General features: G+C 58.8%; 18 protein-coding genes. 12 read left to right on the top strand and 6 right to left on the bottom strand.

Going from position 1 to position 23,242, the window contains the following annotated elements; genetic code table 11:
- Positions 1–32: 32 nt before the first annotated feature.
- The 8 genes from RHIBUN_RS0108535 to RHIBUN_RS0108500 are packed head-to-tail and all read left to right on the top strand — an operon-like array spanning position 33 to position 7,542.
- Positions 33–746, top strand: a complete 714-nt coding sequence (locus RHIBUN_RS0108535; protein WP_025659253.1) for a FadR/GntR family transcriptional regulator — start codon at positions 33–35, stop codon at positions 744–746.
- A gap of 11 nt (positions 747–757) precedes the next feature.
- Positions 758–1,966, top strand: coding sequence for a mandelate racemase/muconate lactonizing enzyme family protein (locus RHIBUN_RS0108530; RefSeq protein WP_025659252.1), 1,209 nt, complete (start codon positions 758–760; stop codon positions 1,964–1,966).
- Between the two features lie 41 nt (positions 1,967–2,007).
- Complete coding sequence (locus RHIBUN_RS0108525) at positions 2,008–2,985, top strand: sugar ABC transporter substrate-binding protein (protein WP_018856295.1); 978 nt, start codon at positions 2,008–2,010, stop codon at positions 2,983–2,985.
- A gap of 54 nt (positions 2,986–3,039) precedes the next feature.
- Positions 3,040–4,017, top strand: coding sequence for an ABC transporter permease (locus RHIBUN_RS0108520; protein WP_025659251.1), 978 nt, complete (start codon positions 3,040–3,042; stop codon positions 4,015–4,017).
- Positions 4,018–4,020: 3 nt separating this feature from the next.
- Positions 4,021–4,752 (top strand): ATP-binding cassette domain-containing protein, encoded by a 732-nt coding sequence (locus tag RHIBUN_RS0108515; protein ID WP_025659250.1) that lies wholly within the window; start codon positions 4,021–4,023, stop codon positions 4,750–4,752.
- Between the two features lie 10 nt (positions 4,753–4,762).
- Positions 4,763–5,506 carry an SDR family oxidoreductase gene (locus tag RHIBUN_RS0108510; RefSeq protein ID WP_025659249.1) on the top strand — a complete coding sequence of 248 codons (744 nt, stop codon included), beginning with the start codon at positions 4,763–4,765 and terminating at the stop codon, positions 5,504–5,506.
- A complete protein-coding gene (locus RHIBUN_RS0108505; RefSeq protein WP_025659248.1) occupies positions 5,507–6,403 on the top strand; it encodes an aldose 1-epimerase in 897 nt (298 codons plus the stop codon).
- Complete coding sequence (locus tag RHIBUN_RS0108500; RefSeq protein WP_037215280.1) at positions 6,394–7,542, top strand: fumarylacetoacetate hydrolase family protein; 1,149 nt, start codon at positions 6,394–6,396, stop codon at positions 7,540–7,542. The genes RHIBUN_RS0108505 and RHIBUN_RS0108500 overlap by 10 nt, the downstream gene beginning before the upstream one ends.
- Positions 7,543–7,645: 103 nt before the next feature.
- Here the strand turns inward: RHIBUN_RS0108500 and RHIBUN_RS0108495 are convergent, their stop codons facing one another.
- Positions 7,646–8,674 (bottom strand): LacI family transcriptional regulator, encoded by a 1,029-nt coding sequence (locus tag RHIBUN_RS0108495; RefSeq protein WP_025659246.1) that lies wholly within the window; start codon positions 8,672–8,674, stop codon positions 7,646–7,648.
- A 230-nt stretch (positions 8,675–8,904) separates the two neighbouring features.
- Between RHIBUN_RS0108495 and RHIBUN_RS0108490 the strand changes: the two genes are divergently transcribed.
- Positions 8,905–10,803, top strand: coding sequence for a beta-mannanase (locus RHIBUN_RS0108490; protein ID WP_156932681.1), 1,899 nt, complete (start codon positions 8,905–8,907; stop codon positions 10,801–10,803).
- 108 nt (positions 10,804–10,911) lie between these two features.
- On the opposite strand, the gene aspT (RHIBUN_RS0108485) is transcribed toward RHIBUN_RS0108490, so the two are convergent.
- The 3 genes from aspT (RHIBUN_RS0108485) to RHIBUN_RS0108470 all read right to left on the bottom strand — a co-directional run bounded on the left by aspT (RHIBUN_RS0108485) (position 10,912) and on the right by RHIBUN_RS0108470 (position 15,667).
- A complete protein-coding gene (gene aspT / locus RHIBUN_RS0108485) occupies positions 10,912–12,603 on the bottom strand; it encodes an aspartate-alanine antiporter (RefSeq protein WP_025659244.1) in 1,692 nt (563 codons plus the stop codon).
- A 64-nt stretch (positions 12,604–12,667) separates the two neighbouring features.
- Complete coding sequence (locus RHIBUN_RS0108480) at positions 12,668–14,293, bottom strand: bifunctional aspartate transaminase/aspartate 4-decarboxylase (protein WP_025659243.1); 1,626 nt, start codon at positions 14,291–14,293, stop codon at positions 12,668–12,670.
- Positions 14,294–14,773: 480 nt separating this feature from the next.
- Entirely contained in the window at positions 14,774–15,667 is an 894-nt protein-coding gene (locus RHIBUN_RS0108470; protein WP_245271643.1) for a hypothetical protein, read from the bottom strand.
- A gap of 335 nt (positions 15,668–16,002) precedes the next feature.
- Here RHIBUN_RS0108470 and RHIBUN_RS0108465 point away from each other — a divergent pair, with 335 nt between their 5' ends.
- From RHIBUN_RS0108465 to aspT (RHIBUN_RS0108455), 3 genes are all read left to right on the top strand, one after another.
- Positions 16,003–16,236 (top strand): nodulation protein, encoded by a 234-nt coding sequence (locus RHIBUN_RS0108465; RefSeq protein WP_245271649.1) that lies wholly within the window; start codon positions 16,003–16,005, stop codon positions 16,234–16,236.
- Positions 16,237–16,668: 432 nt separating this feature from the next.
- The gene (locus RHIBUN_RS0108460) at positions 16,669–19,374 is read left to right on the top strand and encodes a decarboxylase (RefSeq protein WP_025659240.1); all 2,706 of its coding nucleotides are present in this window, start codon (positions 16,669–16,671) and stop codon (positions 19,372–19,374) included.
- Positions 19,375–19,469: 95 nt separating this feature from the next.
- A complete protein-coding gene (gene aspT, locus RHIBUN_RS0108455; protein WP_245271642.1) occupies positions 19,470–21,209 on the top strand; it encodes an aspartate-alanine antiporter in 1,740 nt (579 codons plus the stop codon).
- A 672-nt stretch (positions 21,210–21,881) separates the two neighbouring features.
- Here aspT (RHIBUN_RS0108455) and RHIBUN_RS0108450 read toward each other — a convergent pair.
- The gene (locus tag RHIBUN_RS0108450; RefSeq protein ID WP_025659238.1) at positions 21,882–22,187 is read right to left on the bottom strand and encodes a MurR/RpiR family transcriptional regulator; all 306 of its coding nucleotides are present in this window, start codon (positions 22,185–22,187) and stop codon (positions 21,882–21,884) included.
- 75 nt (positions 22,188–22,262) lie between these two features.
- On the bottom strand, positions 22,263–23,231 hold the full coding sequence (locus RHIBUN_RS0108445; RefSeq protein ID WP_025659237.1) for a sugar phosphate isomerase/epimerase: 969 nt from the start codon (positions 23,229–23,231) through the stop codon (positions 22,263–22,265).
- Positions 23,232–23,242: the final 11 nt, after the last annotated feature.

Raw genomic sequence — 23,242 nt, 5'->3', positions numbered from 1 at the left:
ATACAGGTTTTGAACTTTTGAACGGAGTTACCATGGCGACTGTTTCGGAGGTAGCCGGAAACGCGGGGCTGGTCAGCAATGCGATTGGAGCGATCACCGCTCATATCCGCATGAACGAACTGGGCCCGGGCGATCGCCTGCCAAGCGAAGGAGCGTTGTCTAAAGAGCTCAGCGTATCGCGCACAGTGGTGCGCGAGGCATTCCGGTCGCTTGCAGCAATGAGGCTCATCGACCTGCGTGTCGGCAAGCGAGCGATGGTCGCGCAACTGGATCATGGTGCGATGTCGCTGATGATCGAGCATGGCATTGACACCGCACAAATCAATGTCCAGCAAATCTATGACGTCCGCCGGACCATTGAAGTGCGGACGGCAACACTCGCGGCGCTGCGCCGCTCCAATGATGAAGCCCGTGCGATTCTTGAGCATGCCGAGGCGATGCGTACAAATTTCGATGCGGCGGAACGGGTCATGGAGAGCGACCTGGCATTTCATCTTGAGATTGCTCGCGCCTCGAAGAACCCGATCTTCGCGATGATTGTCGGTGCATTTCAGGGTGTCTCGAGACAGACATGGCCGATCGGATGGCGCAGTCGATCATCTGACAGTGAGCGGCATGCCATGAACGACCTGCATGTCGCGATCGCCGAGGCGATTGTTGCGGGTGACCCCCAGGCTGCAAGCCAATTGATGGCCCAGCATTTTGAAGAGAGCGTGAAGGCGTTGCTGGCAGCCGGCGTCGCATAGGGAAGCATCTTATGAAAATCACGAAACTAGAGACCGTGCGTGTCGCGGAACGCCAGAACCTGCTCTGGGTACTGGTCCATACGGATGAAGGAATTACCGGTCTCGGGGAGACTTTCTTCGGTGCAGAGACCGTGGAAGCCTACATTCACGAATACGTAGCGCCACGCGTTATTGGACGCGACCCGCTGCAGATCGATCTCCTGGCCGCAGATCTCGTCGGTTATCTCGGATTTCGGTCGTCAGGGGCTGAGGTGCGGGGCAATTCGGCATTTGACATTGCACTGTGGGACATCTTTGGCAAGGCAACCGGACAGCCGATTGCACAGCTGTTGGGCGGATTCAGCCGTCGCGAAATCCGCACTTACAATACCTGCGCCGGTACGGAATACATCAAGAAGACAACCGGCCAAACGACGGCTAACTACGATCTGGCGACATCTGCGACCAACGCTTACGACGATCTGAATGGCTTCCTTCTTCACGCCGACGAACTCGCCCACTCCCTGCTTGAAGAAGGGATAACGGCCATGAAGATATGGCCCTTCGATATCGCGGCGGAGAAGACTCGCGGCCAGTACATTTCCTCACCGGATCTCAGGCGGGCGCTGGAGCCGTTCGAGAAAATTCGTTCGGCCGTGGGCGACAGGATGGACATCATGGTCGAGTTCCATTCGATGTGGCAACTGCTGCCTGCCATGCAGATCGCAAAGGCGCTGACGCCCTACCAGACATTCTGGCACGAAGATCCGATCAAGATGGACAGTCTCTCCAGTCTCGGACGCTATGCGGCCGTGTCGCCAGCACCGATTTCGGCATCGGAAACGCTGGGTTCGCGCTGGGCCTTCCGCGATCTGTTGGAGACCGGGGCGGCTGGCGTTGTGATGCTCGACATCAGCTGGTGCGGGGGACTGTCGGAAGCAAGGAAGATAGCTGCGATGGCGGAAGCCTGGCATCTGCCGGTCGCGCCTCATGATTGTACCGGGCCCGTCGTGCTTTGCGCCTCGACGCATCTTTCGCTCAACGCGCCCAATGCGCTTGTCCAGGAGAGTGTGCGGGCCTTCTACAAAACCTGGTATCGCGATCTCGTCACGGCATTGCCCGAGGTGAAAAACGGAATGATCACCGTGCCGCCTGGTGCCGGATTGGGCATGGAACTGCATCCCGATCTCGATAAGGCATTCACGGTGTCTCGCCGCATATCGAACTCCGTAAGCATCTGACTTTGTAACTGAAGCAACACGCAAACCTGGGAGGAAAAGGCATGAGAAAGAGCATTATCTGCGGTGCATGGGGGCTTGCCCTTTTAGCCACTACGAGCATCGCACAGGCCGAACCGCTGAACATCGTTTTTGCGCACCATTCGTCGGCATCAAATACCTTCTGGCAGGCGGTCAAGAAGGGCTTCGACGACGCCTGCGAGAAAATCGGCGCGAACTGCCAGATGGTTTTCACGCAAACCGAAGGATCGGTCGAGCAGCAGCTGTCGAACATTGAAGCAGCACTTGCTCGCAAGCCTGACGCTCTCTTGACCTCGATCGTTGACGACAAGGCGCTCGACGACGTGATTGATCGCGCGGTCAAAGACGGCGTTGTTGTGATTGGCGTCAACGTTGATGACAGTAAGGGGGCCGACGGTAACAAACGCGCTGCGTTCGTCGGCCAGGGCTTCCGGCCGGCCGGTCATTCGCTCGGCAAGGCGATCTCCGAGAGTTTTCCGAAGGATGGGCCGGTCAAGGTTCTGGTTGGCGTCTCCGCGCCTGGGCAGAACTGGTCGGAGGCGCGCGGGCGGGGTGTCATTGATTTTCTTGAAGAATATAAGGCTGCCAACCCCGCGCGGGATATTTCTTGGGACCGCATCGACAGCGGAACTGACCTTGCTGTGACCGCAGACCGTGTCGGCGCCTACCTCAACGCGCATCCCGAAACCACCGCCTATCTCGACACGGGTTTCTGGCATGCATCGGTCGCACGAGTTCTGAAGGATCGCGGCATTGCGCCCGGCAAGGTTCTGCTCGGCGGTTTCGACCTCGTTCCTGAAGTGGTCCAGCAGATGCAGGCCGGCTATGTGCAGGCCGAGGTCGACCAGCAGCCATACATGCAAGGTTTCATGCCGGTGATGGAAGTTTACCTCGCCAAGAAGCTGGGTCTTGCGCCGTCGAACATCGATACGGGCCAAGGCATTGTGCGCCCGGCGGATGCAGACATGATCATGGATCTGTCCGCCAAGGGCCTGCGCTAAGGCGCGGCAGGAAGGGGATCACTCAAGAGCCCCTTCCACTCTGGAGATTGCTTTATGAAGAGACTTCTGAAGATTTACATGGAGAAGCCAGAGCTTGCCGCTCTCCTCCTGCTGGTCGTTCTGATCTTCCTGTTCCAGAGCCGGTCAGGAGGAATATTCCTTACCTCCGGTAATCTGCGAGGCGTGTTCGGAATCTTGCCCGAGATGGCCTTGGTCGCCATCGGCGTGACCGTCTTGATGATATGTGGCGAGTTCGACCTCTCGGTTGGCGCGGTGTTCGCGTTGGTGCCGATGACGGTCGCGGTCCTAATGACCCATGATGTCCCCTTTTCCGTGGCGCTGGCGGCGGGATTGCTAGTGTGCGTCGCAATCGGCTTCCTCAACGGCTTTCTCACGATCCAGTTCGCCATCCCGAGCTTTATCACGACGCTCGGAATGATGTTTGTGGCGCGCTCGCTAACGGTGGTGGTCTCCGGTGGGTTTCCGCCGTTGCTATCGCCGGACCTGCCGACCTGGTTGTTTACCAGTTTCGTCGGTCCGGGCGAGCTCTTCCGTATGTCCTTTATCTGGTTCGTCGTTGTCGCAATCCTCGTGTCCTTGCTGCTGAGCCGCACGAATTTCGGCAATTGGGTGCGCGCGACCGGCGGCTTCTTACCCGCAGCAAACGCGATGGGCATCCCCACGGCGCGCGTCAAAATTGCCTGCTTCATCCTATGCTCGGTTCTGAGTGGATTTGCTGGGTTGATCCAGGTCTTGCGCCTCGGCTCTCCCTTGCCATCCATCGGGGAAGGCATGGAATTGCAGGCTGTCGCGGCTGCGGTCATTGGCGGAACTGCACTGACAGGCGGCATCGGCGCGGTTCTCGGAGGGATTATCGGTGTGGCGCTAATCCGCGTCATCGACAATGGCCTCATCCTTAGCCAGATCGACGCCAACTGGTTCAAGTTCGCTATCGGATCGCTGACGATCTTCGCGGTTATTGCAAACTCTTGGCTGCGCAAGCGCGCCAAGGCAATCAAGGTGGAGGTGTGAGCCATGAACGAACTCATCGTTTCGGTTAAAAACCTGCACAAATGGTATTCGGGTGTTCATGCCGTCAAAGGTGTTTCGATCGATTTCGCGCGGAACGAAGCTGTCGGGCTGATTGGCGACAACGGTGCTGGAAAGTCCACCCTGATCAACATCTTGTCAGGCGTCCAGCGACAGGACGAGGGCGAGATCTTCGTGGAGGGCCAAAAGGTCGCCATTTCTGGCCCTCGCGACTCGATGCGGCTCGGCATCGAGACCATCTATCAATACAACTCCATGGTCCCGACCATGTCGATCGCGCGCAACCTCTTCATCGGGCGGGAGCCCATGCGGTTTTCGATTGCAGGCGTCGGTGTCATGGACATGGGCAGGATGCGTGAGGAGAGCGTCAGGGCCATCAGCAATGTGGATTTGCATCTGAGATCGCCGGACGCCCTTGTCGGCGAGCTGTCTGGCGGGCAGCGGCAGGGCGTCGCCATTGCGCGTGCCATGCACTTCAAATCGAAGGTGATGATCCTTGATGAGCCGACCAATCACCTTTCGGTCAAGGAAACCAACAAGGTCATCGGTTTCGTTCGTTCCCTGAAAGAGCAGAACGTAACCGGCATCTTCATCAGTCACAACATGCACCATGTCTTCGAATGCTGTGATCGGGTTGTCGCCATGGCCCGTGGCCAAGTCGTGCTCGACAAGCGGATCGGCGACACGACGATCGAAGAAGTTCAGTCGGTGCTCTGAGGAAACGCCAATGGGAATGCTAGAAGGAAAGACGGCCCTGATAACAGGAGGCCTCGGGACTCTGGGAAGGGCTCAGGTGCTACGGCTTCATGCCGAAGGCGCTTCCGTGATCGTTCTTGATCGGCCAGACATCGAAGACGGCGCGCAGAAAGCGGCAGAACTTGGAGCCGGCGTTCGGTTCCTCGGTTGTGATCTCAACCAGCTGCAGGTCACGGAGGAAATTGTCAGCGAGGAAGCCAAAGCCCTAGGTGGCATCGACATCCTTATCAACAACGCCGCCTTGATCATCAACAGGTCGTTCGAGGCGTTTAGCCTGGAGGAATATGAGAATCAAATCCGGGTCAACTCGTCCGCCGCTTTTGCGGTGGTGCGGGCAGTCGCGCCGTTTATGAAACCGAAGCGAAGCGGAAAGATCCTCAATTTCACGTCAATCACCATGAACGGGCAGTGGGACGGCTATGTGCCTTATGTGGCGTCGAAAGGCGCGATGCTCGGTCTGACCAAGGGGCTCGCCCGTGAACTCGGTCCGTATGGCATCAACGTCAATGCCGTCTCGCCGGGCGCGGTGGTTTCGGAAGCCGAAGAGCGCGTGTTCGGGGATCGGCTGCAGCAATATAGCGACTGGGTTCTGGACCGTCAGTGCCTGAAGAAGCGCATCGAGCCCGACCATGTCGCGAGCCTCGTTCTCTTTCTGGTGTCGCCGGCGTCCGATATGATCTCGGGCCAGAATTTTGCCATCGACGGAGGCTGGTAATTGCATCGGCAGGAGATCGTTCTGGAGAACGACAAAGCCCGCGTCGCCGTTGTTCCCAGCTTCGGTGGCGGTCTGGCGCGGCTTGATGTTCGCGACGCCGAGGGGAGGTATCGGCCTCTCCTGCGGCCGTGGAGCGGGCGGATCACTGATGGTCCCTTCGCTCTGGGCTGTAATGTTCTGGTTCCCTTCTCCAACCGGATATCGCAGGGAGGCTTTGTATTCGGTGAGCACTTCCACGCCATCAGTCCCAATTTGGAGGGTCAAGAGCTTCCGATTCACGGAGATGTGTTCATGCGGGAGTGGCTGATCGCCGGGTGGGATACATCGACGATCACGCTGCATTGTCCTCACGGCAGTATCGGCCCGTTCCGATATGATGCAAAGCAGACGCTCGTCTTGTCGCAAACCCGGCTTGTCGTGCGTTTGGAGGTGACATCGACATCACCGACGGCCTTGCCTTTCGGCATCGGGTTTCATCCCTGGTTTCCACGAAGCGCACGAACAACAGTTCGGTTTTCAGCGAACAAAGTCTGGCTGGAGAATGAAAGACATCTGCCGCTGGCATTGGTCGATATTGATGCGGATGGTTGTTGGGATTTCTCGGCGCCGACCCCTTTGCCGGGCGAGTGGATCAACAATGCGTTCACTGGCTGGCCGGGCTCCTGCGATGTCGAACAAGGCCCTGATGCCGTCTCCTTTCGCTTGAGCGCATCTGACAATCTCGACGTTGCTGTCGTCTATTCGCCCGGGCCGGACGCGGATTTCTTCTGTTTCGAGCCTGTTTCTCATCCTGTCGATGCGCACAATCTTCCCGGTATGCCCGGGCTGACGGTTCTTCAGCCCGGCAAAACCCTCACAAGTTCCATGACTTTGGACTGGAGTTCCTCATGGTACTGAATTCGTTCGAACGCGGCACGTTTGCTGGCCGGATATTCCGCTCCGAGTTTGGCGGCCCGTCCGTGGTCGTCGTGCGCGACGGAATGGTGTTCGATATCACCTGTGCCGAGGCGTCGACGATGCGCGACCTGCTGGAGAAAGACGATCCGGTCTCGTTCGTTCGCGCGCAGCCCGGCGAAATTGTCGCGTCGCTGGGAGCGATCATGGACCCGGATCTACCCGACCATGCCCCATTTTCGATGCTTGCACCCTGTGACCTGCAGGCGGTGAAGGCGTGCGGTGTCACCTTCGCGAGATCGATGCTCGAGCGGGTGATCGAAGAAAGAGCTGCCGGAAACCCGGACATGGCGCGCTCGATACGCGAACGCGTGACGGCGGTTATCGGGGATAGCTTGCGCGACCTGCGTGCCGGATCGGAGGAAGCAGCAAAGGTCAAGGAGGCATTGATCGAGGTCGGCCTCTGGTCGCAATATCTGGAAGTGGGTATCGGACCAGACGCAGAGGTCTTTACCAAGGCGCAGGTGCTGTCCTCCGTCGGCTGGGGCGCCTCCGTTGGACTTCATCCGGTGTCGAACTGGAACAATCCCGAGCCCGAGATCGTGCTGGCCGTCGACAGCCGGGGGCGCGTGAAGGGGGCGACACTCGGCAACGATGTCAACCTGCGCGATGTCGAGGGTCGTTCGGCGCTTCTTCTCGGCAAGGCAAAGGACAACAACGCCTCTTGCTCCATCGGGCCGTTTATCCGCCTGTTTGACGAGACTTACTCGATCGCGGACGTGCGCAACGCCGAACTGGAACTACGGATCGAGGGCAGGGACGGTTTCGTCCTTGATGGCAGCAGTTCGATGAAGGAGATCAGCCGCGATCCGCTCGATCTCGTCGCCCAGACGATTGGTCGCCACCATCAATATCCTGATGGGCTCATGCTGTTCATGGGAACCCTTTTTGCGCCGGTCGAGGATCGCGATACACCCGGCCAGGGCTTTACGCACAAGATCGGCGACAGGGTAGCAATTTCGAACGCTGCGTTGGGCAGCCTGATCAACACGGTGGCCTTGTCGACCGAATGCCCGCCGTGGACCTTCGGGACGGCCGCGCTCATGCGCAACCTTGCCACGCGCGGCCTGCTTGGCGACTAGGGCATGACAATTCATCGGCCAACGCCGATGGTGGCGCCGAGCGCGCAATAGCCCACATAGATAGGCTCCGGCTAGAGGGATTGGCGGGAGCGAAGGTGTCGGATCAAACCGACGCGTCACGAAATTTCGGAGCAATGAGTGACTGCAGGTTCGGCAGTTCCACGCCATTGGCTGCGGAAATGATGGTGCGGGCCAATTCGTTTCCGGCCGCACGAATATCCTCGTTTATGGCGATAATCTCGGGCCTGATCCACTCGGTGAAACGCGTCGGCTCTTTCGCAACCATGTCAAAATCGACCTTGATCCGGGCTCCGACGCTTTCGAGGCCAGCAAGGAGAGCGACACCAGTACTTGCGCTGCCGGCGACAAAGCCGTCAACCAAACCGCTCTCGAATGGCCAGCGTGTCCCCTCCTTGAAAATATCCTCCAGGGGGCTGTCGAGATCGACGTTGCCAAACGGTACTTCCACGCATCCAAAGTCACGTATGCCTCGGCGGAATCCGTCCGACATGTGTTTGCAGAACATCAGATGCGACGGTGGCGCCAGGAGCGCGATATTTCGCCGCCCGTTGTCCGCAAGCCGTCGAACGCTCTCATAAGCGAAGGTCTCATTGTCGAAATCGACGGAGGCGTGAACACTCCGTAGCTGCGTTCGACCGAAGGTGACGAACGGAAACTCTTCGTTCGTCAAAAAGATAACGCGCTGATCCATCGGTTGGGTACGGGTGATGATCAGTCCATCGGCCATGCCGCTGCCGAGAACCTCTCCGACCGCCTTCAACGGGTCCTCATGCGGGCTATCCGGCACCACCACCATGCCATAGCCTGAACGGGAGAGCACCTCGGCGACGCCGTTTACAAGCGGCCCGGCTATGCCAAGGATTTCATCTTCCATGTTCAGCACCAGGGCAATAACGCGTGACTTGCCCGTACGAAGTCTGAACCCTGCGCGGTCCGGGCGATAGCCTATCTGGCGTGCAGCGAGCCTCACGCGCTCTTTCGTCGATGAGCTTATGTCGTCGGCATCGTTGAGCGCACGGGAGACGGTCGCAGGGGCCAGCCCAGTGAGCTGAGCGATCGTCTTGAGCGTTGGTTTTGACTGGCGATCAACGCGACCACGATTGCTCCTCATGGAACTCTCCGAAAACGATATAGAAATTACCCTTAAGTCTCTCGACGAACAGTGTCAAACATATCTTATTTTACAGCACTTGCGGGGTCATGGCATTTTGTGTATTCGCTTCCCGTAATCGATTACGGAGATGTGTTTTGGTCGGTTTTGCGAATGATTCAATCAAGCTCTTTCCTCAGGGGGGCTTGGCACTCGGATGCAACTACTGGGCATCCCATGCGGGGACGAACATGTGGCAGGATTGGCAGCCGTCCGTCGTTGATGCCGACATGGCTGCCCTGGTTAAGCATGGGGTCCGTTGGTTGCGGGTCTTCCCATTGTGGCCCGACTTTCAGCCGATCAAGCTGCTTCGAACACATTCCGCCGCCCCCTATGAATATCAGCTACGCGAAGAGCCTCTTGGAACCGATGCCCTTGGCCGGGCCGGACTGTCCTCGACAATGATCGGCCGGTTTCGGGAAATGTGCGCTCTCGCCGAAAAGCACGATCTCAAACTCGTTGTCGGTGTGATTACCGGATGGATGAGCGGCCGCTTGTTTGTTCCGCCGGCGCTGGAGGGTATGGATCCTATCAGTGACGCGAGGAGCATTGCCTGGCAGATACGATTTGTCCGAGAATTCGTGAGTGCCCTGAAGGACGAGGGTTCGATCGCGGCATGGGATCTCGGAAACGAATGCAATTGCATGGGCATCGCAGATAATCCGGACGTCGCCTATACATGGACCGCGGCCATTTCGAGTGCCATCAAGCGCGCCGATCCTTCGCGGTCGGTCGTCTCAGGCATGCATACCCTTTCTTCGCGGTTGAAAGGCCATAAGAACCCGTGGCTGATCGAAGATCAGGGTGAGTTGACCGATATCCTGACGACCCATCCGTACCCGTACTGGGTTCGCCACGCCGAACTCGGCCACGTCGATGACTTCCGAACGACATTCCACGCGACCGCAGAAACCAGCTTCTATCGCGATATCAGCGGCAAGCCCTGTATCGTCGAGGAAGTCGGGACAATGGGTCCGATGATTGCCAGCGATGAAGTTTCGGCGAAGTTCGCTCGGGTCAACATGTGGTCCTTGTGGGCGAACGATTGCCGAGCCTTTGGATGGTGGTGCGCCTACGATCAAACCGGTCTCGGTCATGCGCCCTATGATTGGTTCGCCGTCGAAACCGAGCTCGGATTGGTGAAGACCGACCACACGGCGAAACCTGTCTTGGAAGAGTTCGCAAAATTCCAGAAGATGATGGGGCATGTTCCAAATGGCACGCTACCTGCTGCAGCGATCGATGCTGTCTGCATCCTGTCGGACAATCAGGACGATTGGGCGGCCGCCTATGGATCGTTTGTCCTTGCCAAGCAAGCAAAGCTGCAGCTCGCCTATTGTCACGTTCATCAAGAGATCCCCGAAGCTGGCATCTACATCCTGCCTTCGTTGACTGGTCCCAACTGCATACCGAAGCGCGTATGGCTCGAACTGCTGCGGCGGGCCAGGGAAGGGGCGACGCTCTACGTGTCCTTCAAGGACGGCATCGTGCCCCATTTCGTGGAAACGTTTGGTGCCGAGATAGTATCGCGGTCAAAATCACCGATGGCGGCGTCCGCTACGATCCTGGACGGTGGCCATCAGATCGAAATACTCGGAGCTGGCGAGACACGGGTGAAATTGACGTCAGGCGAAGCCATTGCAACGAGGGACGATACTGGCGATCCCGTCTTCTGGAGCAATCGCCTCGGCAAGGGTAATGTTTACGCTTTGGCTTTTCCAGTTGAGGTCGAATTTGCCGGAACCTTGCTTAGTGAGGACAATCCCTATTGGCGCCTGTATGCGCAGTTCTCGAAGGCGAACAGGAAGTCGCGCTTGATAGAGGTTGCCGATCCGGCAATTGCCGTAACGGAGCACGCGTTCTCGCCCGAACTTCGGTTCGTCGTCATAATCAACCATAGCCGTGACGCTCGATGGATTGAGTTCTTGGTACCAGACGAATGGGAAGTCACAGATATCTGCAAGGATGAAGAACGCGTCGACGGTCGGACGGGGATCGAGGTGCCGGGTCTGGATGCTGTCATGCTTCGAGTGCGGCCGAAGCACTGCTTGACCGTTGGCGGGGGTGTAGCTCGAGGTCCTAGCCACTAATGCTGCTTCCAGGTGCACAGGACTGATATCAGACCCAGAGATGACGATGGTGACCACTTGGGCCCAAGCAGTTGCCTCGGCAATACACGCTACCTTACCTACGGCAAACTAGCCAAGCAACAGGACCACGACCATCCCCCAGATCGTCAGCAGCGTGTTGCCGATCGCGTAGGTCACGGTGTAGCCCAGCGCGGGAACCTGGCTCTTCGCCGCGTCCGTGATCATGCCGAGCGCCGCTGTGGTAGTACGCGCTCCGGCGCAGGCACCGAACAGGATGGCTGGGTCGAACTTGAACAGGTATTTGCCGGTGTACATCGCCAGGATCAGCGGAACGGACGTCGCAACCACACCCCAGAGGAACAGGCTTACTCCAAGCTCCTTCAGCCCAGCGACGAAGCCGGGGCCGGCGCTGATGCCGACCACCGCGATGAAGACATTGAGGCCGACCGAATTCATGAACCAGACGGTCGAGGACGGGATCCGTCCGAAGGTCGGATGCACCGAGCGAAGCCAACCGAAGACAAGGCCGGAAATCAGTGCGCCGCCGGCGGTGGACAGCGTCAGGGGCACACCGCCGACGTTGAGGACCAACGCCCCGACCAACGCGCCGAGGACGATCGCGGCGCCGATGAAGGCGACGTCGGCGACGTCGGTGGCGCGATCGGGGTAACCGATGTCTTTCGTCGCCGCGGTGATGTCCTGCGGGCGCCCGACGAGGGTGAGAATGTCGCCGCGATGGATCTTGGTATCCGGCAGGATCGGGATCACGGTCGCGGTCGCACCGCGAACGATCTTGCGCAGGAAGACGCCGCGCACCGTAGGCGACTTGGCGAGTTCGGACAGCGTTTTGCCGTCGACCGCCTTGGACGTGACGTAGATGTCGACGCCCTCGGCGCGGACATTCTGAAGCTCGGGATCGTTTACTTCCTCGGCGGCCTGGCCGAGCACCTCGACCAGCACGTCACGCGGACCGGCCACGGCGACGACGTCTCCGGCCTTGAGTACCGTATCGGCGGTCGCCTCCTCGATCCGGCCGTCACGGCGGATGCGCTCGACGAAAACGCGCGCGTCCGGCACCATCGCCTCGGCTTGCTTCGCGGTCATGCCCACGGCGCGGCCGTCCGGCTTGATAAGGTAGGCCCTGAGTTCGAAGCGGTGCCAGGCCGATCCCGCTCCGCCGAACTCCGCTGCGGCGCTGTGGCGCGCCTCGTAATCCTTGCAGGCAGCGACGAGGTCGATCCCGAGGAGCCGAGGGCCAACCAACGCCAGAATGACCGCCGATCCGGCGGTACCGAAGATGTAGGTCACCGCGTATGCGATGGGCATCGCGTTGAGCGTCGCCTGGGTCTGTTCTGCCGCCAGTCCGAGCCGGTTTATCGCATCGGTGGCAAGGCCCATGGAGGCAGAGATGGTCTGCGAGCCGGCATAGAGGCCGGCGGCCGAGCCGACATCGTAGCCGGCGATCATTGCAACGACCACCGGAACTATCAGGCAGTAGATGCAGACGACCACGGAAAAGATCGCCTGCGGCAGACCGTCGGAAGCGATACCGCGCACGAACTGCGGTCCAACGCCGTAGCCGACCGCAAACAGGAACATCAGGAAGAAGACCGATTTGACGTTTGGCGATATGACGATACCGAGCTGCCCGATGACCACGGCGGCGAGCAGGGTCGAGGTGACGGCACCGAGACCGAGACCCTTATAGGTGAACTTGCCAACGAAATAGCCGATCGCAAGCGACAGGAAGATGGCGATTTCGGGATATTTCTGAAGCGTTGCGGCAAACCATTGAAGCATGGTGGCGATCTCCGGCGTAGGATCTCTTCGGCTGCGTCTTCTACAAATCGAATAGCGACCCGCCCTACGGCTGAGCTGTCTCGCCCTTGGCGGCGCGGTAGGCCTGCAGATAACCTCGTGCCACCGCACGGATGGCCCTGCCGATCGAATCGTAGGCCTCGTCCGGCAGGTTGGCGAAGGACACGCGCACCGACCAGTTCGGCGCCTCGAAGCCCGATCCGTTCAGCACCACGATGCCATGGTCCTCGGCTAGCTTGAAGGCGATATCGAGCGGATGAACGTTCTCCTTCACCCAGTCCGTCACCTCGTCGCCTACATATTTGCGCGCCCAGTATTCATAGTCGATGATGCCGTAGTAGCGGTCGAAATAGGGGCGAGCCTTGAACTCGATCCCCATTCCGTTCATCAGCTTTTCGAAACGGCGTTGGCAGATGGCCATGCACGCCTTCTGATAGATCTTTTCCTCGTCCATCATTTCGACGAGGCCGAACAACGACATCATCACCTGCTGTGGTAGCGACAGACCGGCCGTATGGTTTAGCGCCACATCGCGGCTGTCAGCAACGATGCGATCGATGAATTTGAGATCGCGGGGATGTGGCGTCAGCGCCTTGTAGCGCGCGTCGAGAAGCTTTTGCGTCGCCGCGGGCATGTCTCGGAGCATCTTGTCGAAGATGTTGTCCTGGGCGACGGCGACGACGCCGAGGCGCCAGCCGGTGCATCCGAAATACTTCGAGTAGGAATAGACGCCGATCGTGTTGTGAGGCAGATGGCCCATGACGGATTCGAAATTCGGCACGAAGGTGCCGTAGACGTCATCGGTCAGGATCATCAGGTCTGGGCGCTTTGTTTTGACGAATTTGACCAGCCGGTTCATGCTTTCCGGATCGATCGCGACCGCGGAGGGATTGCCGGGATTGACGATGAACAGCGCCTTGACCGACTTGTCCTCGAGCGGCTTCAGGTCTTCCTCGGTCAACTGGAAACGGTCTTCCGCCTCCGCCGAAACATGGATCTGCTTCAGCGAATAGTCCTCGAGATGCGGCATCTCGAGATAGGGCGTGAAGATCGGGGTGACGAGCGCGATCGTATCACCGGAGTTCAGAAGGCGCGCATTCTTGAGCGCCTTGAAGATGTAGCACATGGCCGCGGTACCGCCTTCGACCGGGTAGAGGTCGAATTTCGCGGTCGGGCGGTGGCCAGCACACATGGCCCACATCAGATATTCATGAGTGATCGCTTCGTTGTGCACCAACGCGCGGTCGGGAACCGGATAGTGGTCGCCGATGATCGAGTCCGTGAGTTCGTTGACGAACTTGTCCGGTTCGAAGGAGAATTTCGTAATGGCGAAATCCACCACAGCGTCGAGGGTGTCGGCGCCGGGCGTGTCCGGATCGCCCTTGCGCTTTTCCACCCATGCCTTCAGCCGCTTGTAGCATCCGTCGACGGGCGGCATTCCAGCGAGACCCGCTTCTTCATCGAAGGAAACACGCTTGGCCTCGGTCAGCGCGAACTGACCGAGAAGGAAGAAAGCCTCGCGGGCCTTGGTTGCTATCCAGTTGGGGTTGCCTCGCCCGGCGTTGAGATATGCACGACCCGACTTGTCGGCCTGAGCCAGCCTGATGAGTTCGTCCTTGATCTCAAAGGGGCTGAGATCGACAAATTTTGCGTAGATTCCCGCTTCCGTCATCATCATTCCTCCCACTGTGGTATGCCTGCCGGGCATTGGACACATCGAATGCGGACTTCGAGTTCTGCTAGTTGGAATGGTATCCGATGAGATTGCAACGGCAAAGAATGTTACACCTTCAAGTGGGGTAGTATACGGTATCCTACACCCTTTAAGGCATGCATCACCGATGTGCTCTCACCCTTTTATCACTGCCGCATACCAATAAGAGCGCCGACAACCTCGACGCCACGGCGACAGTCGACGATATTGATCCGGACGATTTCGACGACGTAATGAAGGGTTTCTCCCGTCTGCAAGCTTCGTCCTAATACGAGACCCGCGCCCCGGACCAAGCGGGAAGCCATTTCGCCGGCACTGGTTTTCGAGCGGGTAAGGAGCGCACATGCATTGACCAAGCATAGAAAGCAGAAGCCGGCTGGATACGGTTAGCCTGGCCACGCGCTTCCGAGAGCTGATATCTCCAGCACAGGGCGTAGCCTATTCTTGGGGCCGCGACGTCGCACCCACTCCGAATGGGGCTGCCACAGCCGCCGCGATTGATCGGGCGATCGCCATCTGGGCGTCGAGAATGCTTCGACCCTTTATATTGACGTCGTAGTCGCTCGACCACACGACTGCACCGTCTGCCCCCCGGACCAGGCGTGCGATTGCTCGCATATCATCAGCCTCCAGGCGTATGCTACCTTGCAGAGTGTATGTCGCGTCGGCGTTGGGTTTTGCGCCCTCCGTGATTACCACCAGTTCCTTGGACTTCACGAGATTAACGATAATTTCATTTTTCAGCCCGCTCAGGACTTCATTCGAGACCCTCGTTTCTTCGTTGGTCGTAAAGGGCTTGACTAAAATCGTTGGACGGCCGCTCGTGAACGCCTGCTTCAAAACAGGGTTATCGCTTTCGGCAATTGACGCCATCACCACGGCAGCAAGTAAGATGAATACAGCACCGATCATAATCCCACGTAGCAATCTGCTTTCGCGCTTCGGCGGCTCGATTGACGCCTGCTCGATCGATGGCTTTGTAGCGGCAGAAACGCTTTGCGCTTCATCTTCAGTCCTTATGCTACACTCAATAGGGCGTTTCACGAATATTGGAACGTAACTGCCAGTTGGAACGGTAATCAGCACCTCATCCATTGAGCCGCTCGTCAGATAGTACCGCTCAAGAGCACTACGAAGCTGGCGTGCTGCCATTCGTACGCAAGGATCATTCTGCATATCGAATGAGGTGTCGCGTCCGAAGACGCTGACTGCAATTGTGAATGCCTTCAGATAGGCGGCGCGTCCTTCGAGTGTCTCGTTCACGATGAACTGCAAAAACCTGCGCCCGCGATCGGGGAGAATGAAGTCTGGGCTCGACAGTATGCGATCCAACTGTCCTCGCGCCTCGACGGGAGAGGGGTGCGAATGTACGCCGTCGGGTTGACTTCTCATCTGCGTCCTTCCGACAAGTGGACAACTAGAGGCATGTCGATGTTAGATTATCGACATGTAGTGACATGGCAATTGGCTTCCTTAATCACGCCAAAAAAAAGGCCGCGCAATTGCCCGGCGGCCAGAACGGGCACGGAAACAGAACATACCGTAATTTACTTCCGCGTGGGCGCGCGGTTGTTACACTGTAATCGGGTAGAGGATCGCCAATGGGGAAGGATTGGATAGAGGAGGACGGCTGCCGTGGGACCGCGCAATCTGGATTGCGTCGGTTGATGCTCAAGCTGCCTGCGCAACGCCAACTGCTCCAGAAACTGCCCGCGTCCAGTTCATGGCCGTTCTTTTGCAATCTTCTTGAAGCCTACGATGAGGGTTGCGTCGCACTGGAAGCCTTCCGGCGTGATGGTGCTGGCCGCTTTTATATCGAGGAGTACGAGACGATGGTCGCTGAATTGGAAGCTGATATCGTCAGGGACCTTGCGCGCGTCGTTTGGCCACCGGACCGGTAGAATAGGATGTCGGGAAAGACAGAGGCCGGGGGAGGCTGCAGCGCGAAAACCATCGGTCGAGGCGGAAGTGAGTAGGTATACTACCGTATTTTACTTCGCATGTTGCAGCCGTTGAGTGATCCTGAGTTCGGCCCGCTAGGGCTGTGATGCTGTCCCGTCGCGCACGACGCCGGATAGCTCCGGCTCCGCTTCGGGGCTAACGGGACGGAATGCCAGAAACTGAGTCTAGGCTACACTGCCGACAATAGTCCAATCGCGACCTGGGACTAATGCTGACGTTGGCCTGAAATGGATGGGGGTCGGTATACGGCTCCGCTCGCCTTGCAGTGCTTCTACAAGCTGGCGACCTGCAGCAGGCCACTCCAATCGTCTGTGCAGTGATAATTCGTCAACTGTAGCGAATCTTCAATAAAAGGGTGTTGGGAGCATCAGATGCCAAAAAAAACCGCAGACAATCAGTCTCTGCTGATGCATTCGGGGCGTGCCGACAACTGGCGCGAGGTCACGTCTCTGGCCGACGCGTGGGCCGCACAACGGGGAGGGCGGGAGGCGCTGGAGGCAGCGCTTGCGGCCATAGAAGCCGTAGAGGAATACCACGCTTATCCCGGTGCGCGATTGCGCCAAGCCCTGGTCGAGCGCATTGCTTCAAACGACCCCGGCGGGGCGGCCAGACTGGCTCGGCGCATCTCCAACGGCCTTTTGACGGATGCCTATCGCAGCCGTCCCGAGGAGTGGGATGTCAATGACCACCTGTCGCCAAACGAGGTGGTCGATATTATGCCGCCAGCCATGGGCGAGACTCGTGCTCATCGCCCCTATTTCGAGGTCCTGTTTGTCAACAGCCAACCGGCGGCGCGATGGCCCGCCTTGGCCAGTGAGCTCCGCAGGATGCGCCGTCACGAGGATTCCTTCATCTACGAGCCCATCTTTGTCGGCTCCTTCGAGGATGCGGTTTGCGCTGCGGCATTGAACCCATCTATCATCTCCGTCGTCCTTGCGGAGGGGTTTCCTTACCGCTCGCGCCATGACGCGCCAGTATTGCGCTCCGTGCTAAATCCGCTCCTTGGCGAGGCGGAAAGCCCCGAGGTCTCGGCGCTTCACTTGTCACGTATATTGAAGCGGATCCGGCCGGAACTCGACATCTATTTGCTTTCCGACCGGCAGGTCGAGAAAATTGCCGGTGATCCGGCGGCGGATTCGATACGGCGCATCTTCTATTCCGTCGAGGAACCGCTGGAACTGCATCTCGCGATCATCGAAGGCGTGCAGGCACGGTACGAGACGCCCTTCTTCGACAACCTGAAAAAATATGCACGCCGGCCCATCGGTACGTTCCATGCCCTGCCCATTGCTCGCGGCAAGTCTGTCTTCAAGTCGGACTGGATCCGCGACATGGGCGAATTCTATGGCCTCAACCTGTTCTTAGCAGAGAGCAGCGCGACAACGGGTGGCCTCGACAGCCTTTTGGAGCCCACCGGCAACATCAAGCGCTCCCAGGAAATGGCTGCTCGCGCCTTCGGTGCCGACCACGTTTTCTTCGTTACCAACGGCACATCCACCTCCAACAAGATGGCTGTCCAGGCGCTGCTGGCCCCGGGCGACATCGCGGTGGTCGATCGCAACTGCCACAAATCGCATCACTACGGCATGGTTCTAACGGGTGCGCAGCCATACTACGTCGAGGCTTTCCCGATGACGGAATACTCGATGTACGGGGCAGTGCCACTCGCCACCATCAAACGTGCATTGCTGGCGTTGAAAGCGGAGGGGCGGCTCAACCGCCTAAAGCTGCTTGACCTGACCAACTGCACCTTCGATGGGCACATGTACAATGTCAGGCGGGTGATGGAGGAGTGCCTTGCCATAAAGCCGGATCTGATCTTTCTCTGGGACGAGGCGTGGTCGGGATTTGCCCGGTTCTCTCCCTTCCTGCGACCTCGAACCGCCATGGGAGCCGCCTCCGACATAGAGGAATGGTTGCGCGATCCCGCCTCCATCAGTGCCTATGAGAAGCAAACCGCCAATCTCGGAGATAATCCATCCGACGAGACACTTCTGGCCACCCGGCTCATCCCCGATCCGCGGCTCGTACGCCTTCGCGTCTATCAGACAAACTCGACGCATAAGTCGATGTCGGCGATCCGGCAGGGCTCCATGCTCCTCGTCAAGGATGTGGACTTTCATACGGTCGAAGCTCAGTTCCACGAGGCAGTCTTCACGCATGCATCAACGAGCCCCAACCAGCAACTGATCGCCAGCCTCGACGTTGCGCGTCGACAGATGGAACTCGAAGGCTATGGGCTTGTGATGAACGCGATCGAGATTGCGTTGAAGATCCGTCGGGCAATCAATGAGCATCAGCTGATCTCGAAATACTTCCGTGTCCTCGGTGCGGATGAGATGATACCAGCCGCGTACCGCCAGTCTGGTTTCCAGGACTACCTCGCGCCAGGCTCGAATTGGGCCACTGCGGTCAAAGCGATGCAGGAGGATGAGTTCTATCTTGATCCGACTCGCATGACGCTTGTCTGCGGAACCGCTGGTTTCGACGGAACGCAATTCAAGGGATTGCTGGCGAGCGAGTATGGCATCCAGCTCAACAAGACGTCGCGCAACAGCGTGCTACTCCAGTCGAACATCAACAACACGCGTAGCGACGTGGCCCACCTCATCCGCGTTCTCGTCGAGATTTGTCTTGGCATTGAGAAGCGCCTCGCCGACGGTGGACAGGCAGAAAGAGCTGGCTTCGATGCGCGCGTCAAATCCCTGATGACTGACGTGCCGGACCTTCCCAATTTCAGTCATTTCCACGAAGCCTTCCGCGGTAATGCGGGTAAGGCAACACCCGAAGGTGACATGCGGACCGCCTTCTTCAATGCCTACGACGCCGCGCGTTGCGAGTATGTGCCGCTGCTCGGTGCGGAGTGCGATCGCAGACTGCGGGAGGGACCGGAAATGATTTCGGCCAATTTCGTAATACCCTATCCGCCCGGGTTTCCGATCATGGTGCCGGGTCAAGTGCTGACGCAGGAGACCATCGATTTCATGCGCAAATTGGATGTGAAAGAGATTCACGGTTACGAGAGAGCCAGGGGGCTAAAATTGCTCAAACCGAAGGCTGCAGGCGCAAAGCGCTGAGCCATTGCTTCAGGAGCGCTGGCTTTGCGCTCCATAATGCCGCCTCGCTACGGTATGCCGTAGCGAGGCACTGCTGACTTCTGGCGTGCGGACAGTTGGCGATCATATCTGGCCTGGAGAAGGGGAGAGGGGGCAATCTGGTCATGTCTTGGGTCGCGCAATTCCTCGTCAAGTATCCGGAACTCGCAGTGTTTCTTGCGATCAGCATCGGATATTTGGTCGGGGGGATCAAACTCGGAGGTTTTACCCTTGGACCCGTCACAGGCTCCCTTTTTGCGGGCATCCTGATAGGTCAATTCGCCGACGTCCCGATTGCCGCCATGGCAAAATCCTTCCTGTTCCTTCTGTTTCTGTTCGGTATTGGCTACTCTGTCGGACCTCAGTTCATGCAAGCCTTGAAACGAGACGGTCTCAAGCCGGTATTGCTTGCCGTCGTTGTATGTGTGACCGGGTTGCTGACGGCGGTGGCGATTGCCAAGGCTCTTGGTCTTGATCCGGGTTTCGCGGCGGGGCTCGTTTCGGGCGCGCTGACCGAAAGCCCGGCCATGGGCACGGCAACCGAGGCGATCAATGGGCTGGCACTGACGGAAGCCGAGCGCGCGAGGCTGGTGGCACATATCGCAGTCGCGGATGCGGTATGCTATGTATTTGGCGCCGTTGGAGTGATCCTATTCTGCAGCGTCGTCGGCCCGAGGCTGATGCGCATCGATTTACGTGCGGAGGCACTTAAGCTGGAGCAGGAACTCGGCATATCCCGCAAGACGCCGGGCGTGGCATCTGCCTGGCATCGCTTCGAAATGCGCGCGTATCGGATCGCGGACGCGGCGCCGATCGCTGGTCTGACATTGAGCGCCGCGGAGGCGAAATTTCCCGAGCACAGGCTCTTCGTCCAGCGCCTGCGACGGGGGAACACGATTATCGAGGCGGAGACGCAGATGGTGATTGCTCCCGGCGATGTCGTTGCCGTCTCGGGGCCGAGGGAGGCACTCGTGGCCGTGCTTGGCCCGCGCGCCGAAGAGGTCGAGGATCGTGAACTTCTTGATGTCCCGATACTAGCCGCAGACGTGCTGTTGACCAACCGTGAGCTTGCGGGCCGAAAGATCGATGACATCGCCAAGGAGGGTTGGACACGCGGTCTATATCTCCGTGCCCTCAGCCGTGGCGGCGCGGCGATCCCTGTAGGGCCTGGGATCCACGTTGAGCGAGGCGACATTTTGCGCCTGGTCGGGCCGGAGGCGACGGTGTCGCGTGCGGAAAAGCAGATCGGTGTCGTCATCGCACCGATAACGACGACGGATTTCTTCGTTCTCGGTCTTGCGATATTCTTTGGTGGACTTGTCGGCATCCTCGTCACCTTTCCGATCGGCGACATGCGGATTTCGTTGAGCACGAGTGTGGGCACGCTGCTGGCGGGCCTGGTGGTTGGGCATCTGCGCACGCGCTTCCCCCTCTTCGGGCGGATTCCAGATGCTGCTGTATCGCTTATGACCGCGCTCGGCCTTGCCGCGTTCGTCGCAATGACGGGGCTGCACGCTGGGCCGCTGTTTGTTGCTGCAATCGCCGAAGCGGGTGTGGGGCTTCTGTTTGGCGGCATGATCGTCACCATTGCCCCGATGATTGTAGGGCTCTATTTCGGCCGCTACGTGCTTCGCATGAACCCCATCCTGCTACTCGGGGGGCTGGCCGGCGCGCAGACGATGACTGCCGGCATGGCGGCCGTCCAGGATCGATCGGGAAGTACCGTTGCTGTTCTTGGCTACACGCCGGCTGTACCCATCGGCCATATTCTGCTCACGACCTGGGGCACCGTGATCGTAAATATCGTCGCGAATTAACGGTTGTCCAAAAAGCTACTATCTGTGTCGATCGCAATTGCCAGCGGCCATGCATATTGAACCGATGGCGATTTGGTCACTCTGCCTCCCACGTCTCGCAGGCGCGATCAAGTGACAAAAGCGCCCTGTCAGGCACGTAGCCTTTCGAACTAACCTTCGAGTTTGAACCTGATGCTCTGCTGCCTTTTTTCGCCGCCAACTGGGGCGGCGAAATGATTGGGGTAAGTCGCGAGGGTGGCAATTGGGAGTGTTGAAGGGGAGGTACGCAAAACAGGTTCCCGGCATCCTATTCCAGTGCAGGTTCAGCTCAGGCAGGGCGTGAGCCACGGTCGGAGTCGCGCGCAGATTTGGCCAGTGCGACGAGTTCGCCCTTGCGCTTACGGTCGAATTTCGTCCCGGTGCATCCAAAAGGATCGTCTCCCGATCATCTATTTCTTGTCGAAGCGCGAGCGACGCACCGACCTGCCTCACCTCCAGCACTGTGCGTTACGCATCGCGAACGGGGGCAGTGCAACGTTTCCGGTTTCGGATTGACACCGACCGCCGCCGGGGCCAGCGACAACGACCGTGGTCGCCGGACGACTGGCTGCTTCCTGCGGCGGCGATCACGGAAGCGATGGTCGTGAGACCGCATTGAGTTCTTCAAATGGTTTCCGCAAACACGGCGACAGTTTACAATGCCCAGAAAAATGGCTCCGGGCCCGCCATTTCGCGCAGCCGCGCTTGAAACAGCACTTTCATCTCGCGGAAATCCTTGAAGCCCACATGGCGGACAAATCTTGAGACTGATGTCGGCGATACGCCACACAAGGTTGCAAGCGTCTTGCTGCTCTCGAAGGCGACAATCTCAGGGTTCGCCAGCGCGAAGCGTGCCACCTGTCGAAGCTGATCGGGAAAATCCAACTGGCCGCTCGCAATCAACTGGTTGAGATGATGATAATTGTGCGGCGCCGTCCGCCGTGCGGAAATGTCTATCATGTTGACCTCGTGGGGTTTGTGGGGCGGAAGCGCAAACGCTGCTGTGCGGTCGCTTCCGCCACCATCGCGCCCTGGTCAGGCGCTCGCATCCGGACGACGCCTTGGCTCGCCGAGGTTGATGGCGGCGTTGCGCAACAGCTCGACCGATTTGCGCATTCCCTCCATCGGCGACATCATCAAGTCCTCATGCTCGATCGACAGCACGTCGTCGTAGCCGACCTGCTTGAGCGCCGTACAGAACTGCCGCCACCAGGTTTCCCCATGGCCATAGCCAAGTGTGATGTAGTTCCAGGTACGTTCGGCGTAGCGGTCGCCGGGACGCGGGTCGAGCACGCCGTCGATGGCCGCGGGCACCGGTTCGACGCGGGTGTCCTTGGCGTGGACATAGTAAATGGCCGAACCGAGCTGGCGGACCGCGGCGATCGGGTCGGCGCCCATCCACATCGGATGGCTCGGATCGTAGTTGGCGCCTACGGTCTCGCCCACTGCATCGCGCAGCTTTATCAGCGTGTGGACGTTGTAGACGGCCTGGTGGCCATGCAGTTCGAGGCACAACTTGTGGATGCCGAGGTTGTTGGAATAGGCGACTAGATTACGCCAATAGGGGATCAGCTTTTCTTCCCATTGGTATTTCTGGATTTCGAGGCATTCCGGCGGCCAGTCGGTGATGATCCAGTTTGGATTGGCATCGCCGGGGCCGCCCGGCAACCCCGACATCAGGACGACGCGGTCGATGCCCAGGAGGCTTGCGAGCTTGATAGTCTTCTCCGTCACCTTGTGATGCTCGGCGCCCTTCGCCCCCGGATGCAGCGGATTGCCGGAGCAGTTCAGGGCGGCGATCGTCATGCCGTGATCCTTGACGGCAGCGACGAATTCCCGGCGCGTCGTGTCACTTTCGAGCATGGCATCGAGGTTGATATGAGGTGCGCTCGACCAGTTGCCGCAGGCAAATTCGAGGGTCTCCAGCCCGAGTTCGGCCGACGCCCGCAGCATGTCCTTGAACGACAAGCCGCCTAGGCTGTCGGTGATCATTCCTATTTTCATCGTATCAATCC

Source organism: Rhizobium sp. IBUN (assembly GCF_000510625.1).
GTDB lineage: Bacteria > Pseudomonadota > Alphaproteobacteria > Rhizobiales > Rhizobiaceae > Rhizobium > Rhizobium altiplani.
Note: the sequence above shows the minus strand (reverse complement) of the source record. Positions and strands in the feature narration are given on the sequence as shown.

Excerpts from the sequence above, each read along its gene's own strand:
- RHIBUN_RS0108515 (WP_025659250.1), top strand. The coding sequence starts at position 4,021 with ATGAACGAACTCATCGTTTCGGTTAAAAACCTGCACAAATGGTATTCG.
- RHIBUN_RS0108535 (WP_025659253.1), top strand. The coding sequence starts at position 33 with ATGGCGACTGTTTCGGAGGTAGCCGGAAACGCGGGGCTGGTCAGCAAT.
- RHIBUN_RS0108490 (WP_156932681.1), top strand. The coding sequence starts at position 8,905 with ATGTGGCAGGATTGGCAGCCGTCCGTCGTTGATGCCGACATGGCTGCC.
- RHIBUN_RS0108495 (WP_025659246.1), bottom strand. The coding sequence starts at position 8,674 with ATGAGGAGCAATCGTGGTCGCGTTGATCGCCAGTCAAAACCAACGCTC.
- RHIBUN_RS0108480 (WP_025659243.1), bottom strand. The coding sequence starts at position 14,293 with ATGACGGAAGCGGGAATCTACGCAAAATTTGTCGATCTCAGCCCCTTT.
- RHIBUN_RS0108500 (WP_037215280.1), top strand. The coding sequence starts at position 6,394 with ATGGTACTGAATTCGTTCGAACGCGGCACGTTTGCTGGCCGGATATTC.
- RHIBUN_RS0108450 (WP_025659238.1), bottom strand. The coding sequence starts at position 22,187 with ATGATAGACATTTCCGCACGGCGGACGGCGCCGCACAATTATCATCAT.
- RHIBUN_RS0108465 (WP_245271649.1), top strand. The coding sequence starts at position 16,003 with ATGCTCAAGCTGCCTGCGCAACGCCAACTGCTCCAGAAACTGCCCGCG.
- RHIBUN_RS0108460 (WP_025659240.1), top strand. The coding sequence starts at position 16,669 with ATGCCAAAAAAAACCGCAGACAATCAGTCTCTGCTGATGCATTCGGGG.
- aspT (WP_025659244.1), bottom strand. The coding sequence starts at position 12,603 with ATGCTTCAATGGTTTGCCGCAACGCTTCAGAAATATCCCGAAATCGCC.
- RHIBUN_RS0108530 (WP_025659252.1), top strand. The coding sequence starts at position 758 with ATGAAAATCACGAAACTAGAGACCGTGCGTGTCGCGGAACGCCAGAAC.
- RHIBUN_RS0108510 (WP_025659249.1), top strand. The coding sequence starts at position 4,763 with ATGGGAATGCTAGAAGGAAAGACGGCCCTGATAACAGGAGGCCTCGGG.
- RHIBUN_RS0108520 (WP_025659251.1), top strand. The coding sequence starts at position 3,040 with ATGAAGAGACTTCTGAAGATTTACATGGAGAAGCCAGAGCTTGCCGCT.
- RHIBUN_RS0108525 (WP_018856295.1), top strand. The coding sequence starts at position 2,008 with ATGAGAAAGAGCATTATCTGCGGTGCATGGGGGCTTGCCCTTTTAGCC.
- RHIBUN_RS0108445 (WP_025659237.1), bottom strand. The coding sequence starts at position 23,231 with ATGAAAATAGGAATGATCACCGACAGCCTAGGCGGCTTGTCGTTCAAG.